This is a genomic window from Frankia sp. AiPa1 (assembly GCF_023243075.1).
GTDB lineage: Bacteria > Actinomycetota > Actinomycetes > Frankiales > Frankiaceae > Frankia.
Genome location: NZ_JALKFZ020000035.1, coordinates 1 through 12521, shown reverse-complemented (window position 1 = coordinate 12521; position 12521 = coordinate 1). Strand labels below are relative to the sequence as shown.

The 12521-nt window shown below is 65.8% G+C and carries 14 protein-coding genes; 6 read left to right on the top strand and 8 right to left on the bottom strand.

The features are described 5' to 3' along the window. The first annotated feature begins 152 nt into the window (after nucleotides 1–152). From MXD95_RS05975 to MXD95_RS05955, 5 genes are all read left to right on the top strand, one after another. Nucleotides 153–1034, top strand: a complete 882-nt coding sequence (locus MXD95_RS05975; protein ID WP_250639531.1) for a WD40 repeat domain-containing protein — start codon at nucleotides 153–155, stop codon at nucleotides 1032–1034. 586 nt (nucleotides 1035–1620) lie between these two features. Continuing rightward, entirely contained in the window at nucleotides 1621–2850 is a 1230-nt protein-coding gene (locus tag MXD95_RS05970; protein ID WP_250639530.1) for a DUF222 domain-containing protein, read from the top strand. Next, the gene (locus MXD95_RS05965; protein WP_250639529.1) at nucleotides 2775–4577 is read left to right on the top strand and encodes a recombinase family protein; all 1803 of its coding nucleotides are present in this window, start codon (nucleotides 2775–2777) and stop codon (nucleotides 4575–4577) included. The genes MXD95_RS05970 and MXD95_RS05965 overlap by 76 nt, the downstream gene beginning before the upstream one ends. A 102-nt stretch (nucleotides 4578–4679) precedes the next feature. Beyond that, complete coding sequence (locus MXD95_RS05960) at nucleotides 4680–5630, top strand: hypothetical protein (RefSeq protein WP_250639528.1); 951 nt, start codon at nucleotides 4680–4682, stop codon at nucleotides 5628–5630. Nucleotides 5631–5767: 137 nt separating this feature from the next. After that, nucleotides 5768–5965 (top strand): hypothetical protein, encoded by a 198-nt coding sequence (locus MXD95_RS05955; protein WP_250639527.1) that lies wholly within the window; start codon nucleotides 5768–5770, stop codon nucleotides 5963–5965. A gap of 75 nt (nucleotides 5966–6040) precedes the next feature. Here the strand turns inward: MXD95_RS05955 and MXD95_RS05950 are convergent, their stop codons facing one another. From MXD95_RS05950 to MXD95_RS05925, 6 genes are all read right to left on the bottom strand, one after another. Then, nucleotides 6041–6223 carry a hypothetical protein gene (locus tag MXD95_RS05950; protein WP_250639526.1) on the bottom strand — a complete coding sequence of 61 codons (183 nt, stop codon included), beginning with the start codon at nucleotides 6221–6223 and terminating at the stop codon, nucleotides 6041–6043. A 180-nt stretch (nucleotides 6224–6403) separates the two neighbouring features. After that, nucleotides 6404–8575, bottom strand: a complete 2172-nt coding sequence (locus tag MXD95_RS05945) for a cell division protein FtsK (RefSeq protein ID WP_250639525.1) — start codon at nucleotides 8573–8575, stop codon at nucleotides 6404–6406. Nucleotides 8576–8651: 76 nt separating this feature from the next. After that, entirely contained in the window at nucleotides 8652–8807 is a 156-nt protein-coding gene (locus MXD95_RS05940) for a hypothetical protein (RefSeq protein ID WP_250639524.1), read from the bottom strand. After that, nucleotides 8804–9049, bottom strand: a complete 246-nt coding sequence (locus tag MXD95_RS05935) for an ABC transporter permease (RefSeq protein WP_250639523.1) — start codon at nucleotides 9047–9049, stop codon at nucleotides 8804–8806. The genes MXD95_RS05940 and MXD95_RS05935 overlap by 4 nt, the downstream gene beginning before the upstream one ends. Nucleotides 9050–9066: 17 nt before the next feature. Beyond that, a complete protein-coding gene (locus tag MXD95_RS05930; RefSeq protein WP_250639522.1) occupies nucleotides 9067–9417 on the bottom strand; it encodes a hypothetical protein in 351 nt (116 codons plus the stop codon). A 171-nt stretch (nucleotides 9418–9588) separates the two neighbouring features. Further along, on the bottom strand, nucleotides 9589–9765 hold the full coding sequence (locus MXD95_RS05925; RefSeq protein ID WP_250639521.1) for a hypothetical protein: 177 nt from the start codon (nucleotides 9763–9765) through the stop codon (nucleotides 9589–9591). Nucleotides 9766–10103: 338 nt separating this feature from the next. Here MXD95_RS05925 and MXD95_RS05920 point away from each other — a divergent pair, with 338 nt between their 5' ends. After that, a complete protein-coding gene (locus MXD95_RS05920) occupies nucleotides 10104–10607 on the top strand; it encodes a hypothetical protein (RefSeq protein WP_250639520.1) in 504 nt (167 codons plus the stop codon). Between the two features lie 236 nt (nucleotides 10608–10843). Here MXD95_RS05920 and MXD95_RS05915 read toward each other — a convergent pair whose 3' ends face one another. Both MXD95_RS05915 and MXD95_RS05910 read right to left on the bottom strand, forming a co-directional pair. Continuing rightward, a complete protein-coding gene (locus tag MXD95_RS05915; protein ID WP_480024023.1) occupies nucleotides 10844–11320 on the bottom strand; it encodes an NUDIX hydrolase in 477 nt (158 codons plus the stop codon). After that, on the bottom strand, nucleotides 11317–12066 hold the full coding sequence (locus tag MXD95_RS05910; RefSeq protein ID WP_250639519.1) for a helix-turn-helix domain-containing protein: 750 nt from the start codon (nucleotides 12064–12066) through the stop codon (nucleotides 11317–11319). Before MXD95_RS05910 ends, MXD95_RS05915 begins: the two co-directional genes overlap by 4 nt. Nucleotides 12067–12521: the final 455 nt, after the last annotated feature.

Genomic DNA, 12521 nt, shown 5'->3' with positions numbered 1-12521 from the left:
CGGTGCCGGTCGAAGGTGCGGTGCCGGTCGAAGGTGCGGTGCCGGTCGAAGGTGCGGTGCCGGTCGAAGGTGCGGTGCCGGTCGAAGGTGCGGTGACCCTCGGCGGCGCTCGTCCTGGTGACGTTGCCGTGCCTGAGGACAGCCATGGGGAGGTGACCAGTACCGCAACAGGTGGTTCCGGACCGGTCCGGGCCATGATGGGGCTGGGGCGCGGCGTGGTCGTCACATACACCGATGCGGGGACCACTGCCGTCTGGGATCTTGATACTGGCGAACCGACCAGGGTGACGCTCACTGGCCGGGTCGACGTCGTGCGCGGCGCCGCAGTGGCGCCGGACGCGTCCTGGGTCATCGTGCCCGGCGATCTCGCCGAGCTGCGTCGGGTCGATCCAGTGACCGGCAAGGTGCTCGCGACGATGACTGCCGACGACGAGATCAAGACGTTCGCCGTCGACCCCACCGGCACCTGGATCGCTGCCAGCTGTGGTGACGGGACGCTGTGGCGCTGGGATGCGCTGAGCGGCCGGCCGCTGGCCCCGGCCCTGCCCGCCCACGCTGGTTCGGCCGTGGCCTGCGCGGTGAGCCCCGATGGCCGCTGGGTGGCCACCGGCGGCCGAGATCGTCTCGTCCGCCTATGGACGGCATCCGGACGCTTCGAGTGTCGCCGTGAGCTCACCGGTCACACCGACGGTGTGCTCGGCGCGCACTTCGCACCGGACGGCCGTCTGCTGGCCACGGCCGGTGCGGACCACACCGTGCGAGTGTGGCAGGTGGACGACGGACGTCCCGCCGCGATCCTGACCGGGCACACCCACACTGTCCGTGACGCGCGGTTCTCCCCGGATGGCACGCTGCTCGCGACCGCTGGGGGTGAGGGCGCTCTGTGGATCTGGGACACGGCTTCGTGGCGCCCGACCACCCTGATGAGATTCGACGGCGCCGCCCGTTCCTGTGCCTGGCTGCCCGCCGACCTTGGCCTCGGTGTCATCGTGGCGAGTTCCGCTGGCCTGTTCCGCTACGACTACGAGCGCTGAGCGCTGCGTTCGGTCCCAGTTCCAGTGTCCCAGTTCCAGTGTCCCAGTTCTGGGCTCGGGCTCGGTTTTTCTTCATCCCCGCATAAATTGGCCCTTGGCTCGGCGATGTGTTCGCTTCGGGCTCCGGCCTTGGTATTGACATCCCGTTGACATCCGTGATTCGGGGGCCGCGCTCCCCGAATGGTTTCCGATGTCGGAGAGGGGCCGAGGGGCGTCTAGTCCGATCGGGGGGTGCGTAATCAGCCTGACCATATCCATATAATCCGAACGGGTGTTCGACATCTGCCCTGTCATTCGTTATGCTCTGATCATGTATTTTCGTTCGGATGATGTCGTTGGCCCTGCGCCGCCAGGCGGCGCCGGTCATGGTGGCTCTGCGGGTAGGGAGACTGGTTGTTCTGTTGATTCCAGGCTTTCGGGCTCCGGGGGAGTCGCTGTCGATGTGGGTGATGCCGCCGGCGGGGTGCTGGCGGGCGATGTGGGGGTGGCGGAGCATCTTCGTGTGATTGCCCAGGCGGTGGGTGGACTGTTGTCGGCGGAGACCTGGCGCTGGTCTCGTGATGATGTCGCTGAGGTTCTTTTCTGTATGCATGAGCTGGGGTCGCGGATGGTGGCGGTTCGTGGCCATGCTCTTGTCGAGGCTCGGGCGCGGGGGCTGGCTGCCAGTGACGGTGCCGCTGATCTGGCTGGTTGGCTGGGGGACCGGATGCTGTTGCCTCGTTATGAGGCGAGAAGGCAGGTCGAGCTGGCTCGGGACACGGTGGAGGGCCCGTTTCGGGCCACGGGGGAGGCGTTGGCGCAGGCGCGGATCAGTCCCGGGCATGCCCAGGTGATCGTGGCTGGGTTGCGTGCTCTGCCTGAGGGGCTCGCTGAACAGGCGCGTGTCCGTGCCGAGGCGTATCTGCTGGAGCATGCCGGTCTGGTCGACGTCAACCAGGTGAAGAAGCTGGCTCTGCGGATGCGGGAGCGGCTCACCGAGGTGGACTGTTCCCCGGGCGGGGACGATCCCGAGCGGGACGGTCGTACCGGTGAGCACGGCCGCCGGTCCAGGCCCGGGCGAGCTCGCAACGGCGGCGAGGGCGACTGCGCTGGTAACGGTGCTGATGCTGGTGCCGGGAACGATGCCGGTAACGGTAACGGTGGCGGTGGTCTGGCCGGTCACGGACGTGGTGATGAGGATGTGTGGCGTAGGCCTGATCCGCAGGCCGTGCGGCGGCTGACGTTCTTCGACACCGCCGAGGGCACGATGCTCCTCCGTGGGGAGCTTGACGCCGAGGGTGCCGCGTTGCTGCGCACGGCGTTGGATCGGTTGTCCGCGCCGGCCGCGGAGGGCGACGGGGTTCGGGATCCGCGTGGTGCGGCCCGGCGTCGCGCCGATGCGCTGGTGGAGTTCGTTCGCCGGGGTCTGTCAGCGAATGTCGGCCCGTCGGCCGGGGGTACCCGTCCGCATCTGACGGTTGTCATCGGTTGGGATGTTCTTCTCGGTGACGGAGGCGAGCCGGCTATGACCGGCTGGGGTCTTCCTCTGCCTCGGGAGGTTGTGCGGCGAATTTCCTGCGATGCGGAGGTCGGCCGTATTATCCTTGGTCCGGATGGTCTTCCCCTGGATGTGGGCCGGTCCGAAAGGATTGTTCCGCCGCATATTCGTAGGGCGCTGGTGGCGCGGGATCGTTGTTGCGCGTTCCCGCATTGTGATCGGCCGCCGTCATGGGGTGGGGCGTCGTTAGTAGCGTCTGTGGCATGGCGACGAACCAGCGTAGATCGCTTGCAAGCGGTCATCCCCCTGACCAGGCAGGCGACCGCGACGGCCCACTGATTGATCTTTACGGGCGGTTGAGCTATGCCTCCGACGGGTCGATCATCAACGTCGACGAGCAGGTCGAGATCGGTAGGCAGGACATCGAGCGGCGTGGGGGCTGTCTTGGTGAGATTTTCCGGGATGACGCGAAGAGCGCGTGGAACCCAAAAACGGTCCGCCAGGAGTGGCTTCGCCTTATGGAACGCCTTGAGTCGGGTGTTTCCGAAGGGGTGTGGGTGCTGGATATCACGCGTTTCTCCCGGAAGATTAAGGAGGGGGAGCGTCTGGTTGATGCCGCGCGGAATGGCTGCCTGGTGTGGTCGCATTCCGGCGAGTATGATCTTTCCACCGCCGAGGGTAGGCGGGTTTTCCGTAAAGAAATGGTGGATGCGGCTGCCGAGTCCGACAAGATTTCAGAGCGTGTCCAGCGCGGTAAGCGGCGGAAGGCGCGGCGCGGGAAGGATCCGCACGGGGGTCAGCGTGGGTTCGGGATGCCGGGTTATCTTCCGAATCCGCCGGGCTGGGAGCCGGGTGATCCTCGGACACCGGTGGATGCGGATGTTCTGCGGGCCGAGCAGGATCTGATCCGGGAATGCTATGAGCGTCTGCTTGCGGGGCAGGTGGGTGTTTCGCCGTTGACGTGGGAGGTCAACGCGCGGGGTTTCCGGACGGTTGAGGGTAATCTGTGGACGCGCAACAGTCTCGTGCGTTCCCTTGTACGGCCGGCGCTGGCGGGAATCATCGAGGTGGCGGGTGACGAACTCGGTGCGCGGGAGAATTTCGATCCGGTCGTGTCGGTGGAGAACTGGCGGCGTTTGCGCGCGGTGATGGACGCCCGGCGCACGGGCCGTCCGCCGGGACGGCGGCATATTTTGTCGGGCCTGATGCTGTGCCCGTGCGGTCACCGGCTTCTGGGTACCCCGCGGGCGAAGCTGCCGCCGTATCCGGATGGGTCGCAGAAGCGGGAGTACCGGTGCCGCCGTGAGGCGGGTACGTCCGGCTGCGGCCGTAACCATATCGATGCGCGGGCCGCGGAACAGCATGTGAAGATCGCGACGATCGCGCGTCTGTCGGACCCGCGCTACTCAGAGAAGATCGCCACGCGGATCCATGCGGTGACCGCGGAGCGCGCCGAGATTGATCGAGAGTTGGCGTTCCTCGACGAGCAGGCCACGACCCTCGCGGGCTACACGAAGACGTGGGGCGCGAAGAAGGTCAACACGGCAATGCAGCCGATCTTGGAACGGGTCGCGGAGCTTGAGGCCCGAAGGTCGGAGCTAGATGAACCGGCCGATCCGTCGCTGTTGGGCGCTGATATCGCGGCCGAATGGGACGCGGCGGAGCGCGATGGTGATCTGGACCAGCTACGATCGATGATCAAAATCGCGTTTCCGGTGTTGACGTTGCTGCCGCCGTACCGGCATGGCGATGCCAGTGCGGCCCGGTTCGTCTGGGATGGCGCGGTGGGCAGGATCGAGGTGCGCCAGCATCCGGCCGAGGTTCTTTACGAGGCGCTGGCAGCCACCACCGCCGGGAAGACGGTCAAAGAGTTGTGTGAGGCCACCGGCATGTCCGATTCGTGGGTGTATGCGCGGCTGAAAATGCTGATGACGGCTGGTGAGGTGGTCGAGAGCATCGCGGCCCGTGGGGGTGACGGTCGCAACGGGATGCTCCCGGGCCGGTATGCCCTGAACCCCGTCCGTCCGCGGAGCACCACCGGTAAGACCCCCCGTACGCGGGGTTGATGAGGTCCCGCCCGGATACGGGCGGGCGGACCGAGGATGGCGCGCCAACGCCACCCCCGGTCCTTGATCCCCATTCCTGACGCAAGCAGGAGTTGAGAACCCATGTCGATTTTCGACGATGACCGGGACCAGCCGTCCAGCGGGGGCATGGCCTACGTCGACCGCGGGGCGGACGGTGTCCGGCTGGTGATTCGGCCCGATGCTCGTCCCCGTGACGTGATCGGGGCTGCGCGGGCGCTTCCGGACGAGGTGATGTTCACGGGTTTCACCGGGACCCGCCACACGCTGATGGTGACCTTCCGCCCCGCCACCGCGGCCGTCCCCGCGGACGGGGAGTCTTCGACCGTGGCGGCCGGTGGGAGTTCGGGGACCTTGGCCCGGACCGGCGGGGGTTGGGTCCCGGACACGGGGCTTCCCGTGGCCCCGCCTGTTCCTGTGGCGGACAGGTTGATGCGGCTTCGGGCGCGGCACGCTCGACTGCCGGTGGCCGCGTTCTGGGTGGTCGCGGGCGGAGTGGTTGTCTCTGGCCCGTGGGACAGTCGGGCGGATGCGGTGGGCGCTCTCACGGAGCGAGACGGAAGCTCGGTCGCCTACGGCACGGTCGGCGCGGCGGGTGTTCTGACCAGCCGTCCCGCGCCCGATGACATGGCGTTCGGCCGGGTCGTCACGGCGGCGGTCGCCGCGTTGAGCGACGAGGATGACATGCCGGTGGACGCCAACCGGGATCCGGTGGCGAAGTTGACGGTGGAGGTCGCGCGCATCCTGGTGCTTGCCGGACTCCCGGTCGCGGATACCACGGGTAGGGGCAGGCCGAACGGCGGGGTGCTGCTCGCTCCGACGCGTCTGCCAACCCCCGGAGTGGGGGTGTGGTGGGCCGCGCACGTGCGCATGGCCACGCATCCTGGTCCGGCCGACCGTTACCTTGCCCCGCTGATGGCCACCGCGGTAGCGGGGGTGTTGGACGCGGCGGGGTTCACGGTCGTCTACAGCCCGCACCGCGGCGGGGTACCCCTCGTCACCGCCGGGCCCACCGGAACGGAGACGGTGGCATGAGCGGCCGGTGGGTGACCTCCCTGGGCGACTGCGCGCTGGCTGATCTGTTGGAGACGTGGTCTAGTTGGTCGGGCGATGAACAGTCCCGCAGGTGCGGACACTCGGGGACGCCTGGTGCGGCCGGACCGCTGGACGCGATGGCAGCGGCCACGGCGCTCAGCGACGCGTTGGACACATGGCGCTGGCAGGCGATCCTCGACGCACGAGGGCAGACCCCGCCAGCGACGTGGGAAGAGATCGGCCGGGCGCTGGGCGTGAGCCCGTCCAAGGTGCGGGAGTACTGCCACCGCAAGGACGAGATCCGGGCGTTGCCGGTGCCGACCGTCGCCGGATAAGCCCGTGTCGCGAAAGGGCCTGCCCACCCTCTCGGGGGTGGGCAGGCCCTTCTCGTGCCGGTGGCCTCGAACGGGTTAGCCGTGGGCCGGTGGGGAGCGGCGGGTGCGGGTCAGGGACAGCAACGCGGCTATCTGGCTGATCTGTTCGTCGGTCATCGGGGGCAGCGCGCGCACGGCGCGGCGGATGGCGTCGCGTTCCTCGCGGGCGCCCTCGTCTCCCACCGCGTCGTTGGGATCGTCGGTGTCGGAGTGGGCCACCGGGATGCCTTTCGTCGCACCAACACGAATCGGCGGGGTTGCGGTAGCTGTGGCCGGGGGTCGGGTGGGGCCGGCTTTCGACGGTTGCGGGCGGGAGCGCGAAGATGGGGCTACCGCGACCGGTGGGTGTTGACGCTGGTCAGTGGGGGTGAGCGGGCCGCGGGCATGGATGCGTGGCCGCTACCTGGTCGCGTCTGTGGCGCTACCCACCGCCCGCTGTGATGCCGCGTCGATCGCGTCGACGCGGACACCTTTGAGGACTTGGCCGTGTCTTTTGACGTCGACGCTGGGCACGCCGAAGGCGCGTACCTGCGCACTGACCACTTCCGCGTTCGCCTGTCCATAGACGTCGGGCAGCGCGGTGGCGAGACGGGCGGCAAGCTCGGCCCAGTGCAGGCCCGGCTCACCCTGGAACGCGGCCCGCACATCGGCGAGGACATCCCGTGCGGGACCGGGCACGGGAACGCCCGCGGCCTGACCGGTCAGGGTGCCCGCGGCCTGCCGGTGTCCACGGGCCGCGTTCAGGATCGTGTCCGCGTGCTGGGCATCCGCCAGATACGTACGCACGGTCGGGTTCTCATCACTGGCGCCGCGCAAGATTCCGACGCCTTTGTGCTGCGGCAGCAGCGTGGAGGAGTCCAAACCTTCCGTATACGCCCCGGACCCGAGCACCAAATCACTGACCTGCCATGATCCGGTCCGGAGCGAAAATCGAACAATATGATTATCGCGGAAATCAGTAAATCTTCGGGAGATTTCCCCGCTGCTGCCAATACCGGACGGGCGTTGCGTGGCGGTGCCGAGGATGACCCCGGCCGCGGGTGCCACCCGGATCAGATAGACAAGAAGCTCCGCTATCTCCCGGTCGGCATCCGAGTTTCCGGTGTTGAAATATTCCTGGAACTCGTCCAAAAGAAGCATCCGCACAGGCATCCCGTAGTCGGGATCACGGGCGAGGCTCCGGGTAAGCTTTCCTTCCGGGCAGAGGTTCGCCGGTAGCTTCGACAGGTCCACATAGCGGCGTTGCACATCCCGTTTGATGTCCCGCAGCGTGAACAGCAGAAGGTCGACCGGATCCCCTGCCACGTCAGGAGCCAGGCCGAACGCGCATCGGTCTGCTACCAGTGCGAACGGCCTCCAATCAGGCTTGCCACCCCCATCGAACACCGAGATCATCACATAGGGGTCCAGAGCCGCGTACAGCGCCAGAGACCGTAGCGTGAACGTTTTTCCTTGCCGTGGCTGCGCGCCCACGAGAATGCTGTTCCACATCAGGCTCAAAGAGACCGGCCGCCCCCGCTCGTTGACGCCGAACGGCGCGGGGAACCAGATATCGGTGGGTTTCTTTGTCAGCAGCGGTGTGGGTCCTGCCGGGACCGCCAGCGGGTCACGGTCAGCGACCCACAGGACATGCCTTCTCACGCTCGACTCGTCCCGCGAGATGAAAACCTGCGCGGTGGACACATCCAAGCCTGAGGCGATTTGCGGGAGGGCGCGCACCGCGTCCGGGAGCCCTTTCCCATAGGGAAGATCAACCGTGACACGGGATCCGTCACCGTCCCGGGCCATCGGCGACCCGAACATGATTTTCTGGTCGGGTTTGTCCGGGCTGCCGAGTCGGGCCGCGTAGTAGGCGCGTAGCACGATATCGGCAGTCAGTCGGCGGAACCGAGGGGTGACCACCGCCGGGGGGATCAGGGGGCGCCCCGGGGCACGTCCGGCCCGCGCCAGCACCCCGACCACTCCCGCGCACATCAGGGCAAGCCACGGCCCAGCAAGCGCGGGAAGCAGCAGCGTCCACGCGGCCACCAGCCCGCCGACACCAGCGGCCACCGCGATACCACGGACTTGGCGGGTAGCCCGTAGCTCCTTGGACAACCGTAGCCAGGTGGCCGCGTCCGCCCCGTCGACCGCGGACCGCATGAGCCGGTCGGTATCGCGCATCGTCGCCCACGCGGCCACCCGGTCCGCCGTGCGGGCCGCGCCCACGACCGCGGCCCGCAGAATCACCAGCGCGTACCAGGGGGCCCGCACGGCGTGATAGGCCGTGATGTGCCGCCACCGGCCCGCAGCACGGCGCGCCGTGGCCGGCAGCGTGCCCCACCGCAACTGAAGAGGGATCACCGGACGGCGCTCGACCGCCACCGGCAACGGCGGCAGCGGATCGACCGGCAGCGACGCCACAGCGTGGACCGGGGTGGCGTCAAGCGCCACATCGAAACTGACGTCGTACTGAACATCAGAAGGGATGTCCCCTGGATAGGGGACAAGATCGGAACCGGGGTGGACGTCGCGCCCAACGTCGTCGCGCCCAAGGTCGTCGGGCACCCACCCGAGGGAGTGATCGGTCATGCGTTTCCCCCAAACGGGGCAGGACGGGACTTTGGTCCCACCCTGCCCCATCGGACGATCATGAATTGCGATTCGGTTACGGATTCCGCCGGGCGTTGATGATGTCCTGGGTGCGTTGCCAGTCGGCAATATCGCGGCGGTCATCGGTGATTTTCGAGAGCAGGACCAGAGCGACCGTGAGGTTGGCGAGGATTCCCCACACGCACAGCAGCACGATCACGGCGAGGGTCATCGGCGTCCTTTCAGAAAGCCGATTGGAAGCGACCGGAGGAAACCACCGGCCGCGCCGATCGCGTTTTCCACCGTGTGCACCACCCCGCCCGGGGCGAGTGCCAGGCCGAGCAGTACGCAGGCCAACGGAACCAGCGTCTTCACCCGCATGCGCGGGCTCACCATCGCCACCACGATCAGCGCACCGACCAAAAGCACGATGCGGGTCATGTCCTGGCCCACCGCCGCATCCGGACTGACCACCCTCGCTGGATCCAACGTCACCGACCCTCACTCTCACTACCGGGAATACCGGGGGTGTCGGGACTGTCGATGAGGGCATCGAGATCGACGTCGAGCCCGGCGGCATCTGCCCAGCGCATAAACGCCGCCCGCCAAACCTGATGAGTCGACCGGCGGTATTCCTCCACCGCGGCCCGGACCGTTTCCAGTGCCTCGCGGACCTCGTCCAACCCCCCGCCACCAGAGACGATCATGTGTGTGACCAGGCGCGACAGGACAGAGGTGGCGGTGTAGGTGTCCGTGTGACGCTTAAGCGCCGCGTCGGCGCGCAACTCCAGATCAGACAGCAGCAGAATCCCGCCGGGCACCGGAGAACTGTTTTTCGGCATGCCAAATACGCCTTCCGCGAGAAAGGACAGAATCAGGGAGAGGGAAGCGGAGCAGAGCGAAGGCCCTATGGGAGGAGCCGCGCGGCACAACGCAGAACAAGAATCGATCCGAACAGAAGAACGATCGTCCACACCGCAAACACGGCGCAGACCACGAGCCGGGCCCGCCGGTCAGTCACGCGCACGCCGCAGCAGCACCAGAACCATCCACACCGCGGCGCCGAGCACGAAGTACGGCGCACCGTGGACGGCGATCCATTCCACCGCCGTGGCAAGCACGAAAAGAATCGCGGCACCTAGGAAGATCTTGCCAATGATCCGGGCAAAGTAGATCAGCAGGATAGCCACCGGGAACCCCTCTACAAGTAGGGAAATAGCCCCCGCGCGACTGCGGCCGGTGGCCACGTCCGGCCGCTTTCGGCGGGCACGGCCTATCCTGCCCCGGAATCCATACACCCCAGCATCCACAAACCAGACAGAAACCGGTTTTTTATCCGTACACGGACGCGTCACCGACCGGACGAAACGATCAGTGGACGGACAGGTGGTCGCCAATCCGGCACCGAACCGACGTCGACCCGTCACGGACCGGACGAAACGATCAAAGGTTACTGCCAGTATGGAGAGCAACACCTCACGCAATGGCGTATGCACGTGCATATGCGATTGCAGGTAATGGAGTGATCATGCCTGTATCCGGCGAACGGCTCGTGACGCTGCTCAGCACCGCTGTGGATCAGGGCCTACGCGGCCCGTCTGACCTCATACTCGCGGTCCCCGACCTGATCCAGATCATCGCGCCACGCGCCAGAGACCACATCGCCGGAGCGTGGCTCACACACCAGGTCATCATCGCCGGTATCGACAGCCTGCCCGAACCCACCCGCAGCGCACTGCGCGCGCTCTACGGACTCGAACACAGCACCGGCGGACGCACGGTCCTGCTCACCAAGACCCAACGCCGCGAACGGGCCGGCATCGCGATCCAACGAAGCGGCGAACGCTTCAAACGCGCCTACGAGCGTCCCTACCTCACCGACCTTGCGAGCGAGCTACAACGTCGAATCCGCACTCCAGAGGACACCACCTTCGGTCGCCGCACCGCGCTGCACGACGCCTCGCCCCGCATGGCACCACCCCCACCCCCACCCGCGAGCAGCTACCGCCCCCGCAACCCCTACGCGACCTGACCACCACCACAAAAGGGAGCACACATGTACGACCGGGACAGCGACCACATCCCCCGCCGCTACATCATCACCGTCATCGCCGTCACCACCCCCGCCTTCATCGCAGCCGGCATCCTCATCGGCTATTTCACCCGGTAGCGCGCAAGAAATAATCGCAAACATCCAAGCACACCAAACCTGCAAAGAAGCGCATAGTGGGACATCCGGCGCCGACGCATTAATTCGGGAAAGGCCACCTAACTAATAAATGGCTCTCCCCCTTCCAGATATTTTGCGATTCGATCCCGTATTGACTCATGGATGTCATATTCTTCCAGTTCCCCAACGGGAACGAATTTTACCTCCGAGGATTCGCTGCTGGTCTTGACATTTCCGCCTAGTTTGCGGGTTGTCAGGCAGATGGAAAATTCCTGCCGCACTTCGCCATCGTCGTAAGCCGCGACGTGACCAGGGTTCGAGAAAATCCCGATCACGCCAGTCACTTCGACATCAATCCCGGTCTCTTCGCTGACTTCGCGTGCGGCAGCCTGCCGCACGGTCTCGCCCGGTTCGATGCCTCCTCCTGGGATCGACCAGTAACCGTTATCCGTCCGCCGAATCAGTAGAACAGCGCCGTCGCCATCGGTCACGATTGCGCTCACGGCTGGCACGATGCTATTTGCTCTGGGCGCATCCGGATCATCGAGATAGTCGGTTCGGGCCACGGCGATCACACCTCACCATTCTCAAGAAGGCGGCATTTGCTCCATACGCGCTCGAAGCACTCTGCATACGTCTCAAACAGCGGACCCCCATGAATCTTCCGAAGATGAATTATGGGGGCACGGAATGCCGGCATGCTGTAGATATGAGGGTTTATAAGCATCTGATCGTCAAAGCGAAGTATGGAGTTATAAAGAACCGTGGAGTGGAATCCGATCGCCAGATTCTCGGTACCAATAATTGGCTGATGCCACGAAAGGGCATAGCGGATACGTGCGGCCATCCCAGGTCCCACCCCCTCCTCCTCTCCTCGCGTCGAAACCTCGACAGACTCCGGGTCTCCGAATGCAATGCGCACGGGAATCCCTTTCTTGCACTTCGCCTCGATTTCCTTTATCCAAGAGGGATTGGCCTCGGGTAGATGAAGACCCGCGTAGACCAGGATGTCAATCGATCTGGTAGCACCCTGCAACAGAGAGAGCCACAGGGTGTTAGGCACGGCGCTGCGTTCCGTGTAGACCGACACAACCTCGCCATGCTTTTCATCCATGGCGGGCCGCTTACCCACATTGGGCCACAAGTAATCCGTCTCCTCGCCGAGTAGTCCAGCGGCTTTAATGGCAGTGATCCTATGCGGCGTACGGCCCTTGGTCACCCATCGTTCGACTGTCTTGGCGTCCACACCGAGTGCTTCCGCCAGTGTTGGTGGTGTCCAGCTTCGTCGGGTCAGGGCTGTACGGAGTCGCTCGTTCGGCACGCGGTCGCTCCCAGGGCGCAGAGAGTTAGGGACCTTTTGATCGTAGAACGTCCCGGGGTGTCCCTCGCGGGCGGTAACCGTGTCCCTTGTGATCTGCGAAGTTCATCCCTGGGTGATCCGGGGCTGCGGGCCATACACGACCGGACTGCCTGTCTGGCCCCTGGCGCGCTTCGCTTCTGATGCTGGCGCGCCAGGGGAGCCCAGCAACCTACGGAGGAGGGGCGATGGTGCGGATGAGCGTGGCGCAAGTCGTTGATGATCTGCTGCCTCAACCGGGGCCGGTGTCGGCTCCCAAGGGGCCGACGATCGACGTTCGCCGTTCGGGGCGGATGGTTCTCCTAGATGTGGATCACGGGGTGCGGGCATCGGCGCTGACGTTGTCAAGGCTTCCTGAAAACTGACCACGTGGGGGTCTCGGAAATTTGACCCCCTGGTCCCTGGTTGATCAGTTGTGG